The organism is Mucilaginibacter dorajii, assembly GCF_024808255.1.
Classification (GTDB): Bacteria; Bacteroidota; Bacteroidia; order Sphingobacteriales; family Sphingobacteriaceae; genus Mucilaginibacter; species Mucilaginibacter dorajii.
The window spans coordinates 60,087-82,943 of sequence record NZ_JANTYS010000028.1; the positions used below are offsets into that span (position 1 = coordinate 60,087).

The 22,857-nt window shown below is 40.5% G+C and carries 25 protein-coding genes and 1 riboswitch; of the genes, 15 read left to right on the forward strand and 10 right to left on the reverse strand.

The features are described 5' to 3' along the window. The first annotated feature begins 92 nt into the window (after nt 1–92). The gene (locus FHS10_RS25580; protein ID WP_259096644.1) at nt 93–689 is read left to right on the forward strand and encodes a 2OG-Fe(II) oxygenase; all 597 of its coding nucleotides are present in this window, start codon (nt 93–95) and stop codon (nt 687–689) included. A gap of 5 nt (nt 690–694) precedes the next feature. Here FHS10_RS25580 and FHS10_RS25585 read toward each other — a convergent pair whose 3' ends face one another. The 4 genes from FHS10_RS25585 to FHS10_RS25600 form a co-directional block, all read right to left on the reverse strand. Beyond that, nucleotides 695–2,035, reverse strand: coding sequence for a hypothetical protein (locus tag FHS10_RS25585; RefSeq protein ID WP_259096646.1), 1,341 nt, complete (start codon nt 2,033–2,035; stop codon nt 695–697). Further along, on the reverse strand, nt 2,032–2,664 hold the full coding sequence (locus tag FHS10_RS25590) for an RNA polymerase sigma factor (protein WP_259096648.1): 633 nt from the start codon (nt 2,662–2,664) through the stop codon (nt 2,032–2,034). Before FHS10_RS25590 ends, FHS10_RS25585 begins: the two co-directional genes overlap by 4 nt. 207 nt (nt 2,665–2,871) lie before the next feature. Continuing rightward, a complete protein-coding gene (locus FHS10_RS25595; protein ID WP_259096650.1) occupies nt 2,872–3,318 on the reverse strand; it encodes a hypothetical protein in 447 nt (148 codons plus the stop codon). A gap of 160 nt (nt 3,319–3,478) precedes the next feature. Further along, entirely contained in the window at nt 3,479–4,717 is a 1,239-nt protein-coding gene (locus tag FHS10_RS25600) for a spore maturation protein (RefSeq protein ID WP_259096652.1), read from the reverse strand. 85 nt (nt 4,718–4,802) lie between these two features. On the opposite strand from FHS10_RS25600, the gene FHS10_RS25605 reads away from it, so the two are divergent. The 4 genes from FHS10_RS25605 to FHS10_RS25620 all read left to right on the forward strand — a co-directional run bounded on the left by FHS10_RS25605 (nt 4,803) and on the right by FHS10_RS25620 (nt 7,898). Next, nucleotides 4,803–5,237: a DinB family protein gene (locus FHS10_RS25605; RefSeq protein WP_259096654.1), complete on the forward strand. Its 435-nt coding sequence runs from the start codon at nt 4,803–4,805 to the stop codon at nt 5,235–5,237. Nucleotide 5,238: 1 nt separating this feature from the next. Next, nucleotides 5,239–5,655: a DUF3052 domain-containing protein gene (locus tag FHS10_RS25610; RefSeq protein WP_259096656.1), complete on the forward strand. Its 417-nt coding sequence runs from the start codon at nt 5,239–5,241 to the stop codon at nt 5,653–5,655. Nucleotides 5,656–5,749: 94 nt separating this feature from the next. After that, a complete protein-coding gene (locus tag FHS10_RS25615) occupies nt 5,750–6,184 on the forward strand; it encodes an OsmC family protein (RefSeq protein WP_259096658.1) in 435 nt (144 codons plus the stop codon). Between the two features lie 355 nt (nt 6,185–6,539). Further along, nucleotides 6,540–7,898 (forward strand): OmpA family protein, encoded by a 1,359-nt coding sequence (locus FHS10_RS25620; RefSeq protein ID WP_259096660.1) that lies wholly within the window; start codon nt 6,540–6,542, stop codon nt 7,896–7,898. A 103-nt stretch (nt 7,899–8,001) separates the two neighbouring features. Here the strand turns inward: FHS10_RS25620 and FHS10_RS25625 are convergent, their stop codons facing one another. Further along, nucleotides 8,002–8,385, reverse strand: a complete 384-nt coding sequence (locus FHS10_RS25625) for an SRPBCC domain-containing protein (protein WP_259096662.1) — start codon at nt 8,383–8,385, stop codon at nt 8,002–8,004. 23 nt (nt 8,386–8,408) lie between these two features. Further along, complete coding sequence (locus tag FHS10_RS25630) at nt 8,409–8,999, reverse strand: acetate uptake transporter (RefSeq protein ID WP_259096664.1); 591 nt, start codon at nt 8,997–8,999, stop codon at nt 8,409–8,411. Nucleotides 9,000–9,104: 105 nt separating this feature from the next. Between FHS10_RS25630 and gpmA the strand changes: the two genes are divergently transcribed. Together gpmA and FHS10_RS25640 are read left to right on the forward strand one after the other, a co-directional pair. Then, nucleotides 9,105–9,794 (forward strand): 2,3-diphosphoglycerate-dependent phosphoglycerate mutase, encoded by a 690-nt coding sequence (gpmA, locus tag FHS10_RS25635; protein WP_259096667.1) that lies wholly within the window; start codon nt 9,105–9,107, stop codon nt 9,792–9,794. Between the two features lie 81 nt (nt 9,795–9,875). Continuing rightward, the gene (locus FHS10_RS25640) at nt 9,876–10,364 is read left to right on the forward strand and encodes a hypothetical protein (protein ID WP_259096669.1); all 489 of its coding nucleotides are present in this window, start codon (nt 9,876–9,878) and stop codon (nt 10,362–10,364) included. Nucleotides 10,365–10,467: 103 nt separating this feature from the next. Here FHS10_RS25640 and FHS10_RS25645 read toward each other — a convergent pair whose 3' ends face one another. The 4 genes from FHS10_RS25645 to FHS10_RS25660 all read right to left on the reverse strand — a co-directional run bounded on the left by FHS10_RS25645 (nt 10,468) and on the right by FHS10_RS25660 (nt 15,878). Next, complete coding sequence (locus FHS10_RS25645; RefSeq protein ID WP_259096671.1) at nt 10,468–11,679, reverse strand: homoserine dehydrogenase; 1,212 nt, start codon at nt 11,677–11,679, stop codon at nt 10,468–10,470. After that, nucleotides 11,679–12,734, reverse strand: coding sequence for a homoserine O-acetyltransferase family protein (locus FHS10_RS25650; protein WP_259096673.1), 1,056 nt, complete (start codon nt 12,732–12,734; stop codon nt 11,679–11,681). Before FHS10_RS25650 ends, FHS10_RS25645 begins: the two co-directional genes overlap by 1 nt. A 115-nt stretch (nt 12,735–12,849) precedes the next feature. After that, on the reverse strand, nt 12,850–14,169 hold the full coding sequence (locus tag FHS10_RS25655) for an O-acetylhomoserine aminocarboxypropyltransferase/cysteine synthase family protein (RefSeq protein WP_259096675.1): 1,320 nt from the start codon (nt 14,167–14,169) through the stop codon (nt 12,850–12,852). A 243-nt stretch (nt 14,170–14,412) separates the two neighbouring features. Beyond that, nucleotides 14,413–14,523: riboswitch (SAM riboswitch) on the reverse strand. A gap of 236 nt (nt 14,524–14,759) precedes the next feature. Next, complete coding sequence (locus FHS10_RS25660; protein WP_259096677.1) at nt 14,760–15,878, reverse strand: trans-sulfuration enzyme family protein; 1,119 nt, start codon at nt 15,876–15,878, stop codon at nt 14,760–14,762. Nucleotides 15,879–15,971: 93 nt separating this feature from the next. On the opposite strand from FHS10_RS25660, the gene FHS10_RS25665 reads away from it, so the two are divergent. The 8 genes from FHS10_RS25665 (at nt 15,972) to FHS10_RS25700 (ending at nt 22,732) form a co-directional block, all read left to right on the forward strand. Further along, a complete protein-coding gene (locus tag FHS10_RS25665) occupies nt 15,972–16,493 on the forward strand; it encodes a hypothetical protein (RefSeq protein WP_259096679.1) in 522 nt (173 codons plus the stop codon). A gap of 223 nt (nt 16,494–16,716) precedes the next feature. After that, nucleotides 16,717–17,913 carry an aminofutalosine synthase MqnE gene (gene mqnE / locus FHS10_RS25670; RefSeq protein ID WP_259096681.1) on the forward strand — a complete coding sequence of 399 codons (1,197 nt, stop codon included), beginning with the start codon at nt 16,717–16,719 and terminating at the stop codon, nt 17,911–17,913. Nucleotides 17,914–18,064: 151 nt separating this feature from the next. Continuing rightward, on the forward strand, nt 18,065–18,679 hold the full coding sequence (locus tag FHS10_RS25675; protein WP_259096682.1) for a histidine phosphatase family protein: 615 nt from the start codon (nt 18,065–18,067) through the stop codon (nt 18,677–18,679). A 19-nt stretch (nt 18,680–18,698) separates the two neighbouring features. Beyond that, entirely contained in the window at nt 18,699–19,448 is a 750-nt protein-coding gene (locus tag FHS10_RS25680; protein WP_259096684.1) for a menaquinone biosynthetic enzyme MqnA/MqnD family protein, read from the forward strand. Nucleotides 19,449–19,532: 84 nt separating this feature from the next. Then, nucleotides 19,533–19,994 (forward strand): hypothetical protein, encoded by a 462-nt coding sequence (locus tag FHS10_RS25685; protein ID WP_259096686.1) that lies wholly within the window; start codon nt 19,533–19,535, stop codon nt 19,992–19,994. A 91-nt stretch (nt 19,995–20,085) separates the two neighbouring features. Then, nucleotides 20,086–20,889 (forward strand): SDR family oxidoreductase, encoded by an 804-nt coding sequence (locus FHS10_RS25690; protein ID WP_259096688.1) that lies wholly within the window; start codon nt 20,086–20,088, stop codon nt 20,887–20,889. A 227-nt stretch (nt 20,890–21,116) separates the two neighbouring features. Next, on the forward strand, nt 21,117–21,596 hold the full coding sequence (locus FHS10_RS25695) for a hypothetical protein (protein WP_259096690.1): 480 nt from the start codon (nt 21,117–21,119) through the stop codon (nt 21,594–21,596). Between the two features lie 656 nt (nt 21,597–22,252). Further along, nucleotides 22,253–22,732: a hypothetical protein gene (locus FHS10_RS25700; protein ID WP_259096692.1), complete on the forward strand. Its 480-nt coding sequence runs from the start codon at nt 22,253–22,255 to the stop codon at nt 22,730–22,732. Nucleotides 22,733–22,857: the final 125 nt, after the last annotated feature.

Consider the following 22,857-nt stretch of genomic DNA (forward strand, 5'->3'; position numbering starts at 1 on the left):
ACTTATTTATTTAGATACCGATACCGCGCCTTAAAATGTTATCTTTAACAACGTGCCGGTATTTTGTCGGATAACACGTTTATCCACCTTTTTTGGAAGATTCCTTTGATTGCCTTATTGACAGCTATATAAACGATAAGGTAGGCATAGCCAATCACTTTTTGAGTGATGCTTTGGCTGCAGATTTAAAACAAAACCTAATTTCTCTCATTCAGCAAAAAGCTTTATTATCCGCCGGAACCGGGAATGACAGTACTGTAGCCCACGATAAAAAAATAAGGGGCGACCATATTTACTGGCTCGACCGCAGCCATAATACCGTTTGTGAGAATGTTTTTTTTACCTTGATGGATAGTTTTGTAAATTATCTTAATCAAACCTGTTATACAGGTATTACAGGTTATGAATTTCATTATACTTTGTATGAAAAAGGTGCCTTTTATAAAAAGCACCTCGATCAGTTTAAGAATAATGATAGCCGTAAATATTCGATGATCATGTATTTGAACACCGATTGGCAGAAAGCCGATGGCGGCGAGTTACGGATCCACCACGCCAGCCATCAGCAAGATGTGAGTCCGGAAAATGGTAAAACGGTATTTTTTAATAGCAGTGAACTGATGCACGAGGTTTTATGTACGCAAAAAACCAGAATGAGCGTTACCGGCTGGTTAAAAGTAGGTAACTGAGCTTATCATTTGGCGCCAAATGCCGAGCCAATATTCCAGTTTATACCTAATGCTACACCTGTCGATTTAAGATCGACCTTACCATTGCCAATTCCCGTGAGTGGTAATTTCATGTAAGGTTGCACTACAGCGCTAAACCTTGAATTTATTCTGCGCTGATAGTTTGCATTAATATTGAGTACACCAAACAGGTGCTTATTTTGATTTTTTATCTCGATATATTTAGGGTCAAGGCCGCTATCCTGGGTATAATCATATCGGTAATTTTCCCTCAGCATAAAGTAGGATGATACGCCGGAGCCTAAAGATATAGCATTATTACCCTTTGAATACACCTGGTAGCTTACGTTTAAAGGAATATCAAGCACCTTACAATTAGCCTGAATATTGGTAGTATATACAGATTGCGGATATGCAGATGAATAGCTGCCGGGACTCGTAGAATATGGCTTAATTGCATAAGCGGCCCCTGTACTTACTGTAAGCTTCCTGGTTAGTTTTAAAGAAAGCTGAACTCCATAATTTGTACCTGTTTGGCTGTGGCCAAAAGAATTTACCGCATTAGCATCGGAAGCAGCAAGCACACTTATAGAAAACTGCGGCCTGTTTTTAATAACAGCTGTTTTAACAGCCAGCATTTGTTTTTTCTCCTGTGCAGTTAGCTGATCGGTTACTGTATCAGGAGGTGTGGTGTTAGCAGCTATGTTATTTTGTACTTTACTCCCCACGTTATCAACCCCGGGTTTATTTTTATTGCCAACGGTATCAACTATAGCGGCAATCAATGGCAGTACTTTATTATTGTTTACAGGACTATTGTCAGCAGGTTTATTTTCACCATTATCAGAAGCCCTAACCTTTAGCCCGTGTTGATCTGTTGATGGTAAACCACTGTACGGTGTATTCACAGCATACTGTTGTTTAGTTAAACCCGATGTTGTTGATGAACCTTGTGCACTGTTGCTGCTATTTTGCGCGGGCGTGTTTCCCAGGCTGTCACTATTAACAGGCAATTGCGCAGCAGGGGTGTTGGCAGATTTTACGGGCTGGATTTTATCCTTGGCCGATTGACCTTTTGTGTTTTTGCTGTTTAAGTTAGTATTTGTTGGGTCTATCTTATTATTATTATCAGTATAAAAATATAAGCCTATGGCAAGCAATAACAAGGCTGCAATGCCGGCTGCAAAATACACAATACGGAATACACCTGCTTTTCTATTGGATTTTTTATCCAGCAGTTGCTCCATAGATGCCCAATCCTCCTCACGAAAAGCAATATGATCCTCAGCGCCGGATATCCCGTCCCTGAATAATTGATCCAACTTATTTTCGCTCTTCTCTTTCATTTCATTATTAATTCAATCAAAACCGATATGCTTATGCTTATAGCACCTATAGCTACTATGGTATGCTGCGCATTTCCGGCGCTTGTATCCGGAAGCCGCCCGGAATTGATCACCATGTTTTTTAATTTTTCTCTTGCTTTAAACAGGTTAGATTTTGAAGTTCCTGTACTGATGCCCAATTTAGTGGCTATTTCCTCGTGCGAAAAACCTTCTATCGCAAAAAGGTTAAACACCGTTCGGTACGCATTTGGTAACTGCTGCACCATTGCAATAAGATCATCGTAGTTCAGCTTTTGATCGGGTAACTCATTGTGCCCTATATCTTCGGCGGCGTCAAGGTCGTCATTAAGAGAAAGTTTTAAATTACTCCTGTAATAGTCAACAGAAGTATTCATCATAATGCGCCCAACCCAGGCAATAAACGGCCTGCTGGTATCATATTTTTGCAGGTTGGTAAACACCTTTAAAAAACCCTGATTCATGATCTCGGCAGCTTCATAACGATTACCGGCATACCGCAAACATATGCTCATAGCAAAACCATAAAACGCTTTGTAAAGCATCTTCTGGTCTTTTCGGCTATGATTTAAACAGCCCGCAATTAACTGTTGTAGTTCTGCTTCTCCCATATAGGTGGGTTAGTATGCCAGTTTTGTTCCTTATTTGCATTTAACACGAAAAACATTTGCCAAAGGTTGCCTTTATAATTGATTTATTTTTAATGTTTTCAAAAACTCGCAATAAACAAGAAATATTGAGAAAAAATTAAGCAAATCTTGAAGCTTTTTCAGCAAGAAAAAATTAAATAAAAAACAAAAACTTGATAAAGGACAAATTTAGTTGCTATCCGACTTCAAATCAACCATCGTCCAGTTGTCTTGTACCGCTTTGGGGCCGCCGTTGTATTTTAGGGTGATCTGAAAATTTGTTTTTATCTTTTCACCTTTTTCGTCAACAGATGTAACATACGACTTGATCACAAACACAGAATCGGATTTTTTTGCAAATTGGTAATGATCCTCGGCAAACACCAATTTGCCAGATCTTAGTGTGGGTGATACATACTGCTTTGCTACCTGGTAAGCATCATCGCTACCTGGAAACGAATTAAATGAAAAGGTATCCGACCTACCTCCAGAAGTGGCAAATTTTACAATTACCATTATAAAAATAATGCCGATAACAACCAAAATCCAAACGCCTGCCATAGCTGTTTTTCTTTTATGCTGCTTGTCTTTTAAATAAGATTGAGGCGGTTTGCTTTTAGGATAGATCTTCTCCATCTATTCAGGTTAAATAACGTATAAATATAGCAGATACAAATTCAAAACGCATAGTTGTATCGTTGCCTTTAGACGGAAAACCGAATAAAATAGTTTCAAAAAAATAAAACATGTTTACACGCGATTGGCGGGAGTAGTTTAACTATCAAAAAGCTTTGAACTATCCAAAAAACAGGTAGGCTATAAAGATAGCTGCAACAATACCGGCAGCATCGGCAATTAAGCCTGCAGGAATGGCGTATCGGGATCTTTTAATGCCAACTGTACCAAAATATAACGCAACAATATAAAACGTGGTATCGGCAGAGCCATTGAAAATGCTGCCAAGCCTGCCGGCAAAACTATCCGGGCCAAAATGCTTCATCACATCTATCATCATGGCCTTTGATCCCGAACCACTCAGTGGCTTCATATAAGCTACGGGCATAGCGTCTACAAAGCGGGTATCCAGGCTTGCCTTGGTGCAAACCCAGCGCAGGCCCTCATTCATATAATCTAACGCGCCGCAGCTGCGAAAAACGCTGATGCCAACCAACATGGCAACCAGGTAGGGGATGATCTTAACCGAAGTTTCGAAACCGCTTTTAGCGCCTTCAACAAAAACATCAAATACATTGATCTTCTTTACCAGGCCGCCAATAATAAAAGCTACCGGGATGACAAACAACAAAAAGTTGCTTACCACTTTTGACACCGTACCTATCTCAGTTTTTGTTAAATGAGTGGTAAAATACCAAACCACCAGGGTGATAAAAGCGGTGACACCACCCAGCCAGGATATGATCACCCTATCAAAAAGATTGATCCTTTGTTTTACCGCAACTACAAGTAAACCAACTACTGTGGCCACGTAGGTTGCAATTACGCAAGGCAAAAATATATCGGCGGGGTCTTTAGCGTTTAAAATAGCCCGCTGCGCTATAATGGTAACGGGCAACATCTGTAAACCCGATGTGTGCAACACCAGGAACATGATCTGCGCATTGGACGCACTTTCTTTATCGGGATTCAATTCCTGCAGGGTGTTCATCGCTTTTAAGCCAAGCGGGGTGGCTGCATTATCTAAACCTAAAAGATTTGCCGAAAAGTTCATCAGCATCTGGCCTACTGCCGGGTGTTTCTTAGGTACATCGGGAAATAAACGACTAAAAAACGGCCCCACAATACGCGATAGAAAATTGATAGCCCCGGCCTTTTCGCCAACATTTAAGATGCCCAGCCAAAATGCCATAGCGCCAACCAAGGGCAAGGCTATGTCCATTACCGACGATTTGGAAGAACTAAAAATACCATCAACCAATAATTTAAACGCTTCTACATCGCCAAAAAAAACAAGTTTAATCAATGCGACCACAAAAGCGATCAAAAAGAATGCTATCCAGATATAATTAAGGGCCATCGGCTATGTTTAAGGCTTTGAAGTTAACAGTTTTGGTTTTCAATATGAAATTCCAATCTTTAAATACTTATTTAAAATACCAATAATGACTGCAACCTCCTTACTGCTCAATAAAGTAATAACTGAATTTTTGCAAACCAATGCCGACCAAATTGATTGGGAAAGCAAACCCTCGCCTGCCAAATGGTCAAATAAGGAAATTATTGGTCATTTAATTGATAGTGCTCATATTAACCTGCTCAGGTTTGTGCGCTGTACGTACGAGGAAAATTTTAAACTGGTCTATGAGCAGGATCCTTATGTATCTGTACAGCACTACCAGGATGTAGCTGTTAAAGAACTGCTTGATCTGTGGATATTGGTAAACAGGCAAATCATTCGTGTTTGGGAAAATTATCCTGCTGATAGGCTAACAGCCCGTTGCGATAACGGCAAAAACGAACTCAGTCTGCACACTGTTGAATGGCTGGCCAATGATTATGTTGAACATCTTTTACACCATCTTAAACAAATTGAATAAAATGGCTGGATACTCCCAAACTCCGCTTGCAAAAAAACTCGGCATAAAAAACACATCTAAAGTGATGTTGGTTAATGCGCCTGATCATTATTTGCAATTATTTACCGACATGCCTGCCGATATTTACTTTGTAACCGATGAAGCCGCAAAAAAAGATCTCATTCATTTTTTCACAAAGCAGCACAGCGAATTTTTAGAAACACTTCCCCGGTTAATGAAGCAGATGAAAGCAGAAGGGGCTATTTGGGTATCGTGGCCAAAAAAGGCTTCAAAGGTTGTTACCGATATCACCGAAGACATCATACGGAATTTTGCACTTGAAATTGGCCTGGTTGATATAAAGGTTTGTGCGGTAGACAAAGTATGGTCGGGATTAAAATTGGTTATCCCGGTTAAAAAGAGAGCGGGTTGGGTATAAACCTTTTTGGTAATGTAAGCGTAAACAATTGCGTACCTGTTTTCGGTAAGCCTAAATTTATACCTAACTTAGCAGCATTATAAACTACAATACGATGTCTACAATAGAACTTAAACGTGTAAGTGGCGATTTCGGCTTTGAGGCTGTAGATGCCAATGGTCACACGGTAAAAATGGATAGCAGCCCTGAAAGCGGCGGCCAGGATTTTGGAGTACGTCCAATGCAAATGCTCTTAATGGGCTTGGCAGGATGCTCTGCCATTGATGTAATCAGCATCTTAAAAAAGCAGCGCCAGGATGTTAAAGACTATAAAATGGTTATAAATGGCGAACGTGAAGCTGGTAAAGAGCCTTCTCTTTGGCAAGACATAGATATTGAGTTTCATTTGTATGGTGATATTGACGAAGATAAAGCAGCCCGCGCTGTTGAACTTTCATTAAATAAATACTGCTCCGTAGCTGCTACGCTTGGTAAGGCAGGAGCCGATATTAAGTCAAAAGTGTTTGTGCACCCTGCAGTAGGGGCATAAATACCCTTTAATTTCTAAAACAACAAAAGGCGATAGTTTGCACTATCGCCTTTTGTTGTTTTAGTGGTTTTCCTTGCCAACCATAGAGTTCATCGCTGAACACTTTTTTTCATTTTGTTCATTTCTGTTCAAATGTTGTAAATATTAAAATGGTTGAGTATATTGTATATTAATATATGATATATTTCAATTGATAAGTATAGGTTTATTTTATTTATTGTAATATAAATAACTTATAGTCAATTTGTTCAATGTGTAAAATCTTATTCAAACTAACGGTAGAGGTTTGATTGTTTATATGCTACAGGAGGTATAATTGTATATTAAATCAAATAACATACTTAAACATATCCACATGAAATTAAATCCTAAAAAACAGACACTGCTCCTGGTAGGTATCCTATTAGGAGGCCGGCTATTTGCCCAAACTACTCCGGATACCGCAATTACCAAAGATTATGTGGTTCCGTTTTCGGGAAGTAAAATGTTAAACACATGGTCGGTAGGTATTAGTGGTGGTATTACTACCATGTACAATATTTTGAGTACTAAAGACCAATCGGATTTCACGCATCCAGCCTCCAGTTTTGGCTATGGGGCTTATGTGAAAAAACAGGTGCTGCCGGCTTTAGGCATCCAGCTGGATTTTTTAAGAGGTACATTAAAAGGCACAAGCGCGCAGCCCGATCCAACAAATCCGTTAACATCATATAGCACCAAATTAAATTGGTCGGCAACTTTAGGCGCTGTATTTACATTTGCCAACGTAAATTGGGAAAATAAAAAACCATTGGTGCAGCCATATATAAGCGCATCGGGAGGAGTTATCAATTATACGCCGGTTATTCAACATACCGGCGGGCCCAAACTCCCGTTTAAAGACCCTTTTGGCAAAAACAACGCGGCCTATGAAACCCTCATTCCGGTAGGTTTCGGTGTTAAATTCAACGTATCAAACAATGTTAATATTGATTTCGGTTACCAGATTGGCTTTGTGAATACAGATAATCTTGACGGTTATAACTACGGATCAAACAGCGACAAATTCTCATACATCCACCTTGGGCTTGAATATGCCTTTGGCAGCCACAAAAAGCCGCAAATGGCAACGCATAACCCGGTTGCATCGTTACGCACCGAATATTTAACCGGAGATGTGAACACCAAGGCCGCCATACAATCTGAGCTTGACATTGAAAAAAACAAAAACGCCAAATTAAGGGACGATGTAAACGCAACTTTAACAAAAATAACTACCGACAGTGATGGTGACGGCGTACCAGATGTGAACGATAAATGCCCAAATACACCTGCCGGTACCAAGGTTGATGGCGCCGGTTGCCCGCTGGTTTTGGCTATTACAGAAGTGGACAAAAAAGTGGTTACCGATGCTATTAAAAACCTTGAATTTGATTACGGAAAAGCAACACTTCGCCGGGGATCACTGCCTGGTTTAGATAAAGTGGCCGATCTGTTGATTAGTAAAAACTTCAGCCTGAAACTTGGCGGTCATACCGATAACAAAGGTTCTGCAAAACTAAATATGATATTGTCAAAGGCCCGCGCCGAATCGATAAAGAACTATTTGGTAAGCAAAGGTGCTAATCCTTCACGCATAGAAGCGGTGGGTTATGGTCAAAACCAACCAATTGCATCAAACAAAACTGCGAAAGGCCGCCAGATTAACAGAAGGGTAGAGTTTACTTTATATTAAAAAAGGAGTTAGTTTAGGGTTAATTGGTTATATACAAAAAAGCCGCTCGAACAGAGCGGCTTTTGTTATTTTATATTATTTAAACGTGATTGATATAGGCTATTTACTCACCTTCAAAAAAATCTATTAAACCACCAAAATAACTGTAAGTCCATCCTTCTGTAATGTCATCAAAATCCTCATCGGGGATATTGGTATGCCTTAATTCGGCAGAGGTGCCGCTTTTATCCGGGTGAAGCTTAATGGTAACTATTGAGTCATCAGATTTACCTTCAAAATACCATTGCTGTACAATTTTTTTGCCTTCTTCAAACTCAATGTTTTTGCCTATGATGCTGCCATCCCACATAGAAAATTCCGAACCGGGAACGGTACTCATTTCGGCAACCTCTCCCGTCCATAATTCAATGGTAACAGGGTTGGTAAGGGCTATATAAATTTCTTCGGGCGTAGCCGGTATGCTGTAATATTTTTTAAAATCTTTCACCTGCGCAAGTTAGCAAGATTATTTTAAACGTTAACCTGGCCTATAGGCAAAACAACTCGACCGTAAACTTCATTTAATACGTTTGCTATACCGGTATAAATTGCCGATGCACCGCAAATAATGCCTTCGTAACCGGCAAGGTGTTTAATAACAGGGTTACCTGTGGCATCGCCGGCAACCAGTAAAAAGAATAACACGGTTAACGATGCAAAAACAAATTGCAGCGCGCGGTTTAACTTTAAAGTGCCAAAAAACAAAAGCAGCGTAAATACGCCCCAAACGCTTAAGTAAGCGCACATAGCACCTTCAGATGGAGCGGTTGCCCAACCCAGTTTAGGCAACACAATTAAGCCTACTAATGAGAGCCAGAAAAAGCCGTATGATGTAAAAGCTGTTAAGCCAAAAGTATTGTTCTTTTTAGCTTCAATTACGCCGGCAATTACCTGCGCCAGGCCGCCATAAAATATCCCCATAGCCAGGATCATGCTGTTCATTTCAAAAAAGCCGGCGTTGTGAATGTTTAATAAAACTGTTGTCATGCCAAAGGCGCAAAGGCCAAGCGGGGCCGGATTAGCAATGCCATCCTTTACAGGAGCAGGTGTAATTGAGCTCATAATGGGTTTAGTATTAATTGGTTTATACCGCAAGCTAAGTGATTTATATACATTTTACAATTTTTTTTATAACTCTGCGCTTACTTTTGCGTTAAGCAAATACCCATGCAAAAAATAGTATTAATACGCCACGGCGAAAGCACCTTCAATCTCGAAAATCGTTTTACTGGCTGGGAAGATGCCGATCTTTCTGAAAACGGCTATCAGCAAGCGCGAAGGGCAGGAGAGATCCTTAAAAAGAATGGTTATAATTTTGATGCCGGTTTTACCTCATATCTTAAACGATCGATAAAAACCATGCATTTTGTATTGGAGCAGCTTGATCACTTATGGATACCAGTTGTAAAATCATGGCGGTTGAATGAGCGTTTTTATGGCGATTTACAAGGCATGAATAAGGACGACGCCATAGCTAAATATGGTTTAGAACAAGTACAAAAATGGCGACGTGACCCTAATGAACACCCACCGGCTATAACCCGCGATGATCCACGTTTTCCCGGCCACGATCTGCGTTACCAGGACCTTACCGACCGTGAATTGCCCTTAACCGAAAACCTGAGTGAAACCATGGACCGGGTTTTGCCCTTTTGGAACGAGGCCATTGTAAATGCCATGCGCCGGAATCAAAAGGTAATTGTGGTTGCCCATGGCAATAGCTTACGATCATTAATAAAATATATTGACTGCCTTACCGATGAGGAAGTAACCGAATTAGAAATCCCGACTGCCACTCCCTGGGTATATGAATTGGATCATGGCTTAAACCGGATACGACATTATTATTTAGAATAGCAGTCGTTTTTATAGGATATGTAGGGCATTTGTTTATATTAGTAGACCCAATTAGATATAAACCACACCCTGAAATAAAAAATGAAGAAGTCTGATATTTATGAAATAACCATAAAAATCCTTGGTATTTACCTGTTGATAGCCGATATCTCAAAACTGCCCAGTTTATTAACTTTTGTACAAAACCACGGAACAACCGCTATGACTGCCGAACAAGGCAGCGAACAGAGTAATTTATTATGGATAAATGGTTTGAGTTTTTTAGTGCTCATGGCCTTTGCCATTTTTTTAATTGCCGGCACTAAGTTGATAACCCGCATGATTACGATGGCAGCTGATCGGCAGGAAAGTGTAAAGCTTTTTGCTGATAGAAAGGTGATTTATGAAATGGCGCTTCTTATTATTGGTGGTTTACTTATTGTGAACACATTGCCAGATATGCTGTACCGTTTGTATAACTTATCAAATGCCGGCGATCAGGGTCTGGCTATATCATCTATATCAAAACTGTTTATAGGGATTTTAACCGTTGCTTTCGGAAAAAGAATAGCCGCTTACTATGCGAAGTAGTATTTAGTACGAAATATAATGAAACAAAAAAGGCCCCGGAAACGGAGCCTTTTTTTGTACAAACAACTAAGAAAAATCTACATTAAAACTTTAACTGTTTGTTTTATGCCGATGCTAAGCTGACCCCCGTTAGCTGACCGGCAAAGGCAACGAATGCCTTACTTACAGATATACGGGATTGATTATCGATCAGATTTTGCAAATTCACTTTTCCGATAACAAATTTATAATCACCTGAATAATAGCGCTCTTTTATTGAAATGAATTTTAGGTCGTTAACTAAAGCCTCATCATCGTATCTTAAATAGATGTCAAGCTCAATATTATTGGTGAATTTGAGGTTTGTTTTGGCTTTTGCTTTTTTGTATTCATACTGGTAATCGTAGCGCAGTGCAGCAATATCAGACAACACCGCCGATCCGGTTGGGTGACCACCCGCCCCTTTACCAAAAAAGAATTGCTGGTCTGCAAAAGCGGCTTGCACAGTTACCCCATTATATTCATATTCAACGTTATATAAAAACTCAGAGCTCGTTACAAACTTAGGGAGCACAAACATGGCAACATTCTGATCGTCAAGTTCTTTAGCTACTGGAACAAGCTTTATCTTCAGGTTTTTCTCCCTGGCATACTGCAAGTCATGGGCGGCCAGATTTTGGATGCCTAAGTTAAATACCTCATCCGGCTGTACAATTACGCCATAGGCATGTGCAGCGGCTATGATCAATTTGTACTTGGCATCAAAGCCACCAACATCACTTGTTGGATCAGTTTCGGCAAAGCCAAGATCCTGCGCCTGTTGTAAGGCCCGGTTATAATCAAGTCCTTCAATGAATCCTTTAGAGAGGATGTAATTTGATGAGCCGTTAAAAATACCGCTTATAGAGTGCAGTAGTTCATTATCATAATATTCTTCCAAATTGCGGATAATAGGGATACTACCGCAAACCGCGCCTTCATATAATAATGATGTTCCATGTTTTTGCTGCAATTCTATTAACTCATCCAAATGCAGGGCAATCATTTTTTTACTTGCCGATACTACGTTTTTACCGCTGCTTAAAGCTCTTGAAACTATATCGAAAGCGGCCTCGGTATCGTTAATCAATTCCACAATGGTATTGATCTCGGGGTTATTTAACAGTTCTTCCTTATCGATGGTGAATAATTCTGCCGGTAACGACCGCTTTTTATTAGGGTCTTTAATGGCGAATTTTACAATTTCGATGTTTAAATTTTTTGTTTTGATGATATCATATAACCCTTGCCCAACTACGCCAAATCCAAATAATCCTATACTTAACTTTTTACTCATTACGCTGTACGTTGCAATTCTATAATTTTTCCTTTTACATCGGTTTTAAAAAACGATGTGATAATATTTGTTAAAAACTCTGTTTCAATTAAAAAGCCATCGTGCCCGTAAAACGAATCTAATTGGGCAAAGGCCGATTTGGGGATATGCCTGAACAGGTATTGTTGTTCTTCAATAGGGAACAACACATCTGATGTAATCCCGATAACCAATGTGCGGGCTTTAATGAGGCTCAAAGCTTTCTCCACGCTATGGCGGTTGCGGCCTACGTTATGAGAGTCCATAGTTTTGGTTAAATACCAGTAACTGTGTGCGTTAAAGCGATTGACCAATTTCTGCCCCTGGTAATCCTGGTAGGTAGAAGCTTTGAAGTTGTCGGTTTTGGTGTCCTCGTCCTCTTGCTGGGTGATGCCATATGTTTTATAAGTACGGTAGGAGAGCAGTGCGATGGTACGCGCTGCTTTTAATCCTTTTTGGCCACCATCAATGGTGTTATCATAAAAAGTAGGATCGGCGGTTAAGGCCAGGCGTTGCGATTCATTGAATGCTACACCCCACGGAGAATGACGCGCATTTGTGGCAATCAGGATCAGATTTTTGATCCGTTCAGGCTCCATGATCCCCCATTCGATAGCCTGCTGGCCACCCAGAGAACCACCTATAAGGATATGAATTTGACCTATCCCTAACTCATCTGCCAGTAACCTATGCGCGTTCACAATATCCCTGATGGTAAATTGAGGGAACGATTGAAAATAGGGTTGCCCGGTAGCCGGATCAATACTCAACGGATTACTTGTGCCATAAGGCGAGCCCAAAATATTGGCACAAACTATAAAATGCTCTTCGGGGTTAAAAATACTCCCAGTACCTACAAAACCTTTCCACCAATCAAACACGTCAGAATTGGCGGTTAACGCATGGCAAATCCATATTACATTATCCTTGGCTTTATTTAACCTCCCATAAGTATGAAAGCCAATTTCCAGTTGCTGTAATTGTTCGCCGGATTCGAGCTTAAAAGTTTGCGTGTACTTATATGTTTCTATACTCATTCTGTTATTATCATGATGATAGTCGTGAGTTTTGAGTAGTGAGTAAGGAGTTTTCCATTCAAAAAACCTTTTCAACTCAAAACTTATAACTCAAAACTCACAACTTCATCAACTACTATACTAATTCGGCCTGGGCCTCTTTTACTTTGGCAAATGCCTGTTCAAAATCTGCTTTAATATCATCAATATGCTCAATACCAACCGCTACACGTAACGAGGTTGGCGTAACACCAGCCGAAAGCTGCTCTTCATCAGATAATTGCTGATGGGTTGTTGCCGATGGCTGTATGATCAATGTTTTGGCATCGCCAACATTTGCTAAATGGCTTACCAATTTCAGGTTGTCTATAACTTTACCGGCGTCGGCTTTATCGCCCTCAATTTCAAAGGATAATACCGCGCCAAAACCATTTTTTAAATACTTTTTAGCCAGCTCGTGGTATTTAGATGATGCCAGACCGGGGTAATTAACCGATTTTACCAACGGATGCTGCTCAAGCCATTTGGCCAGCTCCAATGTATTATCTACATGGCGCTGCACACGCAGGGACAAAGTTTCCAACCCCTGGATGTTAAGCCATGAATTAAATGGCGACTGCGAAGGTCCAAAATCACGCAAGCCTTCTACACGGGCACGAATGATGAACTGGATATTACCAAACGGACCGCCAATGCCAAACACATCGGCAAAAACCAAGCCGTGGTAACCTTCAGATGGCTCGGTAAATTGCGGAAATTTACCATTACCCCAGTTGTAATTACCACCATCAACTATAACACCGCCAATGCTGGTGCCATGCCCTCCAATCCATTTAGTGGTTGATTGTACCACCACACTTGCGCCATGCTCTAACGGGCGGAATAAGTAGCCACCTGCACCAAAAGTGTTATCCACAATTAAAGGCAGATCAACCTTTTTGGCTAAAGCGCCAACTTTATCAAAGTCGGCGATGGTAAAGCCTGGATTGCCAATAGTTTCCAGGAAAATGGCTTTGGTTTTATCATCAATTAAAGCTTCCAGGCTTTCGGCGGTATCGTCTTTGGCAAAACGAACCTCGATGCCTAAACGTTTAAATGCTACTTTAAATTGATTGTAAGTCCCGCCGTACAGGAAAGGAGAGGTAACAAAGTTATCGCCGGCCTGCAGTATGTTATTTAACGCTATAAATTGCGCCGCCTGGCCCGATGCCGTTGCCAACGCGGCAACGCCCCCCTCTAAAGCCGCTATGCGTTTTTCAAACACATCGGTAGTAGGGTTCATTAAACGGGTATAAATATTGCCAAACTCTTTTAATGCAAACAGGTTTGCGCCATGTTCGGCACTGTTAAATACATAAGAGGTGGTTTGGTAAAGTGGTACAGCGCGTGAACCTGTTGTAGGATCAACTTCCTGGCCTGCGTGTAGTTGTAGTGTTTCGAATTTTAAGTTTGACATAGTTTTAGATTTTAAAAGTTAAATTAATTTTTGATGTTTAGATGGATTTTTAGCAAGTCGGTAAATGCTTACCGGTTTTACAACACGTATGTTTTCAGGGATTGAAAAAGGGACGTATTAAAGCATCAACAGCAGCAACACATACAAATACAGCCAGTAATTGGACTAATACGTTGTATGTTACCGTTTTGGGTATTAAAAATGTTGCTTGTAGTAATTGTAATTAAACTTTTCATGGCTATAAATTTATATCCCCCGGTGTTATTTGCCGGGACAGGAATTGGCACCTTCTTCAAATTTGAAGGGTTGCCAGCGGGTCATTGAGCCTGATCTCTCGCCGCTTCTTTATAAATCAATACCCGAACTATGCGGAGAATTGATCGACTATGGTATCACTACCAAATAATATTGCAAAGATAAGTGGATATTTATTTAAATACCAAATTTTATTTAGATAAAAGACTTTGAGACAAAGGAACAAGGATTCTTGGAGCAAAGACTGTGGGAGTAAAGAACAAGGAAGAGGAAGAGCAAAAACAAGATATTTTTGCTCCTTGATCTTTTATCCTTGTTCCTTGATCTTTTTATCCTTAGTCCTCCAGGGCTTGGCTCAAATCTTCTATCAAATCATCAATATGTTCTAATCCAACCGATACCCGCAATAAATTAAACGGCGTTTTGGTATCGGGACCTTCAACGGTGGCGCGGTGTTCTATCAGGCTTTCAACACCTCCAAGACTGGTGGCTTTGGTAAATATGTTGAGTTTATTGATGATGTTATGCGTATCATCCCTATCGCCTTTTACAATAAATGATAGCATCCCTCCATAAGCTAACATCTGATCTTTGGCTATTTGATGTTGCGGGTGCGATGGCAGGCCGGGGTATAATACCTGCTCAACCCTGGGATGTTGTTCTAAAAATTCAGCCAATAACTGCGCGTTGTGCACGTGGCCTTTAACCCGGTAAGGCAGGGTTTTAATGCTGCGCACCAGCCAGAAACAATCTGTTGGAGATGGGATAGCGCCGCCCATTTCCTGTACCTGGCGGATCTTTGCCCACCAATCGTTTTTTTCGGCAGTGATCAACGCGCCACCCATCAGATCGCTGTGACCACCAAAATATTTAGTGGTCGAGTGCATTACCAAATCGGCGCCTAAAGTTAAAGGCTGCTGACAAATAGGGGTGGCGAAGGTATTATCAACCACTACTTTAATGCCTTTTGCCTTCGCTATGCTCACTACTTGTTTGATATCGGTTATTTTAAGCAAGGGGTTTGATGGGGTTTCTACCCATATAACACCTGTCTCGGGCCTGATATGTTGTTGTAAAACATCCCCATCGTTTACATCGATAAAATCAAAGGTTAAGATACCCGCAAACAGGTTTTTAAGCTGATTCCGTAAACCATGGTACATATCATCCGGGCAAATAATATGTGTGCCCGGTGCCAGTGATTGAAAAACCGACATGCCTGCCGCATTGCCAGATGAAAAGGCTGCCGCATCGGCACCGCCCTCTAACTTACCTATTACATTTTCAAGCAAAGCCCGGTTGGGATTTGATGACCGGCTGTAAATATGACCGCCGGGAAAACCGCCATCTTCGCCGCGTTCAAATGTGGTAGAGAGTACGATGGGCTGTATTACGGCTTTTGATGATCCGTCTACCTTATTGCCGGCGTGTATAGCTATGGTTTCAATTTTCATGATGCAAATGTTATCGGGCCAAAATAAATAAGATTATTTGGTATTTGCTGTAGCAGGCTGTTTAATCTTTTCGTAATGATAAAAAAAGACCTTATGAAAAACCTGTACCTGCTTACCCTGCTCATTTTACTATCGGCCACAAGCTGCAAAAAAGAAAACATTGCCAAAAGCGATCAATACGATACCAGCTATAAAGCCTGGGTAAGTTATAAAACTAATATTCACAACTCTTATAAATACACCATAAGCAGCGGTTCATGGACCGGATATGGCCGTGCCACTACAACCGGGATTAATAATGGCAAAATTATTTCCAGGGACTATGTCTCATTTAAATCGCATAACGATGGTTCTGGCATCGTTGATACTCTTAAAAACTGGCACGAAAATATATCTAATTTAAACACACATGGCCAGGAAGCGGGCGAATTGATGACTATTGACGACATTTATACCCAGGCCCGTACAGTTTGGCTTAAAGCAGATACCAAAACCAATGATATTTATTTTGAAACCGATAAAAATGGCTTGCTGTCCAGCTGCGGCTTTGTACCCAAAGGTTGCCAGGACGATTGTTTTAACGGGATTACTATCACATCAATAAGCACACTATAGCATCGTTTGTGTGCAGCACTAATAAATATCTGTTTTAATAGTCTTTAGGAATTCAATTTTTCAAATCTTCAATAAATATTGAAAATAAACTTCTATTGTAAGATGTTGTCTTGTTGATGTTTACAATTCCCGATGGGCAAACATTACCGTTTTACATCGTTGATATCTATATATTACATTCTCATTACGCTAACATTTGCTACTTTTGTACAAAGTCTTTTGAATGGAAGCTGAGAGTAATTTACAGTTATTATTACAAAACCCTGATCTGCCTGCTGATTTAAAGCATATTGCCGAAAAAGTACTGCGTAGCGAAAGGATCACCTTTGATGAAGGTGTTACGTTATACGAACAGGGCGATTTGGGTTATCTTGGTGTTTTAGCCAACTATATCCGTCAAAAACGTCATGGCGATAAAACCTATTTCAACCGTAATTTTCATATCGAACCAACCAATCTTTGCGTTTACGACTGCAAATTTTGCTCATACTCGCGCCTGCTGAAACAAAAATCAGAAGGGTGGGAGTACACCATGGACGAAATGTTTAACATGGTAACCAAATACGATGGCGAACCTGTTACCGAAGTGCACATTGTAGGCGGTGTTTTACCACAGTATGATGTGCCTTTTTACCAGGAGTTGTTTAGCCGTATCCGTGCGCATCGTCCCGAATTACACATTAAGGCATTAACCCCGGTTGAATACCATTACATTTTTAAAAAAGCCAAAATTGACTACGCCACAGGTATGCGCCTGATGATGGAAGCCGGTTTAGGTTCGATACCGGGCGGCGGTGCCGAGATCTTTCATCCCGAAGTACGCGACCTGATCTCGAAAGATAAATGTACCGGCGATCAATGGCTGGCCATCCACGAGGAATGGCATAAATTGGGCGGCCGGTCAAATGCTACTATGCTTTATGGCCATATCGAAAAATTCCATCACCGGGTTGATCATATGGAGCGTTTACGCCAGCTGCAGGACAAAACAGGTGGTTTCCAAACGTTTATCCCGCTAAAGTTCCGCAACCAGGATAATCAAATGTCGCACGTGCCGGAGTCAACAGTTGTTGAAGATCTGCGCAATTATGCCGTGGCACGCATTTACCTGGATAACTTCGATCACATTAAAGCCTACTGGGCCATGATCAGTCGCACTACTGCACAGCTTTCCCTCAATTTTGGGGTTGATGATATTGATGGTACATTGGATGATACTACCAAAATTTACTCCATGGCCGGTGCCGAAGAACAGCATCCAGGTATGAGTACCAAACAGTTGGTAGAACTGATCAAAAATGTAGGCCGTTACCCCATTGAACGCGATACGCTTTACAACGTGGTTACCGATTACAGTGATTTTAAGTTCCCCGAAACTGAACCCAAACCGCAATACTATAAATTGCCGGTAATAAACTAAGCTGGAAAAAGCTTGAAGCGGAAGGCTTAAGGCCGAAAGCATAAAAGGAATATAAAGGAATATAACTAAACAACAACGAAGCTTTAAGCCTTATGCTTTCGGCTAAGAAAAAAAGCTTTGAGCCTTCGGCTTTCTGCTTTCCGCTCAAAGAATGGTAGAAAAAACTTTATACATTGTACGTCATGGCCAAACCGAGTTTAACAAGCTGGGGATTATACAAGGCCGTGGTGTTAATACTGATCTTAACGACGAAGGCCGCAAACAGGCAGGGCTATTTTTTGAAGCTTATAAAAACGTACCGTTTGATAAAGCCTATATATCGGCCCTTAAGCGCACCCAGCAAAGTATCCAGCCTTTTATTGACGGCGGCTTACCCTTTGAAAAACTGCCCGGCTTAGACGAGTTGGCCTGGGGAATCCATGAAGGACAATTACCAACTACCGAAAACAAAGCAGCATTTTTACAGATCATGCGCGATTGGCTGGATGGTAACCTGGATAGCAAATTTGAGGGGGGCGAAAGTCCCAATGAAGTAGAGGTGCGCCAGCGTGAAGCCCTGGAGGTGATCATGAGCCATCCCGAAGAAAAAACTGTACTCATATGCATGCACGGCCGTGCCATGCGCCTGTTGCTTTGTATATTAACCGGTAAGCCATTAACCGAAATGGATACCTTCCCGCACCAGAACCTGGTTTTATACAAAGTTGTTTACGATGGTGAAAAATTCGAAATCGTAGATTTTAACAATGCCGAACATTTAAAATAATTCAGAAAGCGCGTTTCTTGTGAAAAAGATCAGAATATCAGCAGTAAGCTACACCAATACCAAACCCTTTATATACGGCCTTCAACACACCGGATTTGTAGATAAAATAGAACTAAGCCTGGATATGCCTTCAGACTGTGCCCAGAAACTGATAGACGATGTGGTTGATATCGGCTTGATCCCGGTGGCGGCAACATTAAGTATCCCCAACTGGAATATCGTATCAGATTATTGCATTGGTGCTGTAGGCGCTGTAAATTCCGTTTTTATTTTTAGTAATTGCGAGGTGCACGATATCAAATATTTACAGCTCGATCCGGAATCGCGGTCATCTAATAACCTTGCCCTGGTGCTGCTCAAAAATTTTTGGAAGGTTAAGCCCGAGCTGATCAGCGGTGCGCCAGATTATAGTTTATCAACAGAAGCTAACACTGCTTTTGTACAAATAGGCGACCGTACCTTTGGCAAAAAAGGCAATTACAAATACGTATATGACCTGGCCGGGGAATGGCAAAAATTTACCGGTCTGCCCTTTATGTTTGCCGGCTGGATAGCCAACAAACCCATCCCGCAGGAATTTATGGACGAGTTTAACGCCGCTCTTAAATACGGCCTCGACCATCGCGAAGACCTTTTCAAAGAACTTACCATGCGCGACGATTTCGACATTGTAGATTATTTAATGGTGAAAATAGACTACGAGTTAACGGAGGATAAGAAGAAGGCGTTATTCATGTTCTTAGATTACATAAGGCATTTGGAAGACTAAGAACCATAACAGATTTTTGCAGAGACGCATCACGTGCGTCTTTTTTGTTTGATTTTACTTAGATTTATAAATATCTCAATTTAAATGAACGGTTCAATATTGTCTGGTGGCTCAACTCATATTCGGTATCAGCACTACCATTTTCCCCGATTGATTCAGGTTGTATGCCCAAATTGTTTGAATCCCGCTAAACTAACTCATTGTGATGCCCCCGAGGCCATTGCCCACTTCATTGATACTGACTTTGAAAATAGGAATTGGATATTTTTTTGTACCAACTGCGTTAAAAGGGAAACTAAAAACTGGACTGAAATACCAGCGTTAAAACTTTTAAATAAAATAGAGATTCGTCAGGAATTGATATGGGCCTGGAATGCTGACCATCTTGATTATATAATTGGGCTATTAAGTGGGAATGAAATTAAAGACCATAAATGGTCATTCTTCAAAGCTTATATCAACAAAAACTGGTTTACTAAAACCAAAAATATCTCAGATATCAATAAACTCAAAACAATGAGGGAAGCTAATTCTTTTCATCTATAATACTTACAAAGTATCGTTTCAAATTAATCACTAAGTAATCAATACCATATAGTTTCAATTTCATTGGTTATATTAAAACAAAACTGTTGATATGAACCCATCATTAAAAGGACAAATAGCGCTGGTTACGGGTGCAGATAGCGGCATAGGCAGGGGTGTTGCCCAGGAATTAGCCAAAGCCGGTGCCAAAGTAGTAATCAATTACGCGCATAATCACGATGCCGCCGATGATACGGTGAAAGATATTATTGCCGATGGTGGCGAAGCATTTGCTATTCAGGCTGATGTAAGCCATGAAGATGAGGTAAAAGCCATGTTTGCCCAAATACTGGATAAGTACGAAACCATCGATATCCTGGTAAATAACGCCGGCCTGCAAAAGGACTCAAAATTTGTAGATATGACGTTGGAGGATTGGAATACGGTGATCAACATAAACCTAACCGGGCAGTTTTTATGCTCGCGCGAGGCAGCTAAAGAATTCATTCGCAGGGGAGTTGTTGAAGAGCGGAGCAGGGCTGCCGGCAAAATCATTTGTATGAGCAGTGTTCACGAGGTAATTCCATGGGCGGGCCATGTTAATTACGCGGCAAGTAAAGGCGGCATAAGCATGTTTATGAAAAGCATAGCCCAGGAATTGGCCCCACATAAGATCAGGGTAGTAGGTATTGGGCCGGGCGCTATACAAACGCCTATCAATAAATCGGCCTGGGAAACACCCGAGGCTTTGGATAAGTTACTCACCCTGATCCCATATAACCGGATAGGCAAACCTGCCGATATTGGCCAGCTGGCGGCATGGCTGGCATCTGATCAGGCCGACTATATCACCGGCACTACTATTTTTATGGATGGCGGCATGACCCTGTACCCGGGCTTTGCAGATAATGGTTAATTTGAGATTAACTACGTGTTATTAAAACGGTTTAGATTGACCTAAACCGTTTTTTTATGTATTTTTGGCTTTTAGTTATTGTAATATATACACTAAGTAAATTACGAAAGTCTAAATTTTATACGTCAATTTGACTGTTATTATTAAATATTCATAAAAATTCAATTTTATTTGCCAAATCATCAATTATACCATACTTTTGTTATGGATTTAAAATTTAAAACAACATGAAAAAGATATTTTTAACAACTGCAATTGCCGCTTTATTAAGCGTTAATGTATTCGCTGCCGATGGTGGTAAAAAGAACGATGGTGGTACCAATGTATCATACGTTGCCTTGCACGGTTTTACAGTTGATTTTGCTGATGCAAAAGACGTTAACTGGACAGTTACTAAAAATTGCCAAAAAGCTACCTTCACTGTTGATGGTGTAAGGAAAACAGCTTTTTACAACTTAAGCGGTGAGTACCTTGGTGTAACTCAGCGTGTTGATCCTAAAGCGATCCCTGCTAAAACAATGAAACAAATTAACAAAGATTACGCTGGCTACCAGGTAGGTGAGGTGATTGTTTACCAGGCTAACACTGATATCAACGCAAACATTGATGCTACTTCTTACTTCGTTGATTTGAAAAACGATACGCACGAAGTGCTTGTAAGGATAACCCAACAAGCTAACCTTGAGTTTTTTCAACAAGTGAAATAATTCCACTGGAATTACAAAAAATGCAGGCCGTCCGGATTTATCCGGACGGCTTTTTTGTTTTATCAGGTTTGCGATTGGTATGATCAGGGAAATCGCTTTTAGCAGTTCCGCATAAGGTAACATCATTCAATGAGCACAATAGGTAGCCGCTATGCGGCATTTTGTCTGGTTCTGGTTCTTTTTCTTTCTACAAACAGGTAGCCGCTATGCGGCATCTTATCTGGTTCTTCTATTCGATGCCGCGTAGCGGCTACCTATTTGTAGAACAAGTAATTTATGCTTTTTTGCTCCATCGGAGCTACCTTTTGCTACGCAAATCTTTAAAAGCGATTGCCCTTTTGGTATGATAACGTTACTTTATTTTAAGCGGTAATTTAGCATATTTTAAAAAGATGCAGGATGTTGCCCCGAAGCGGTTGCGAATCTTTAGTTACTCGTTTCTAAACAGTATTAAAACGGTTTAGATTGATTTTATGGAACTTTTGCCTGGATTTTTTATTTAAGATATTGTAATTTATACACTAAGATTATTATTAAAATTTAAATTACGCATGATAAACAGCTACAAATTATCAAATATTCATAAAAATTTAATTTTACTTGTCAAATCATCAATGATATCTTACTTTTGTTATGGATTTAAAATTTAAAATAACATGAAAAAGATATTTTTAACAACCGCAATTGCCGCTTTATTAAGCGTTAATGTATTCGCTGCCGATGGTGGTAAAAAGAACGATGGTGGTACCAATGTATCATACGTTGCCTTACACGGTTTTACAGTTGATTTTGCTGACGCGAAAGACGTTAACTGGACAGTTACTAAAAATTGCCAAAAAGCTACCTTCACCATTGATGGCGTAAAGAAAACAGCTTTTTACAACTTAAGCGGTGAGTACCTTGGTGTAACTCAACGTGTTGATGTAAAAGCCATCCCTGCTAAAACAATGAAACAAATTAATAAAGACTATGCTGGTTATGAAATTGGCGAAGTGATTGTTTACCAGGCCAACACCGATATCAACGCAAACATCGATGCTACTTCTTACTTCGTTGATTTGAAAAATGATGCTCACGAAGTGCTTGTAAGAATTACCCAACAAGCCAACCTTGAATTTTTTCAACAAGTGAAATAATTTCAGGAAAACTGGAATATAATATAACAGAAAGAGGCCGTATCATAATTCAAATGATGCGGCCTCTATGTTTGCAACGTATTGGCTCCATGTTTATCTGTTTTCGTTGAATTTCTCAGCAAGGA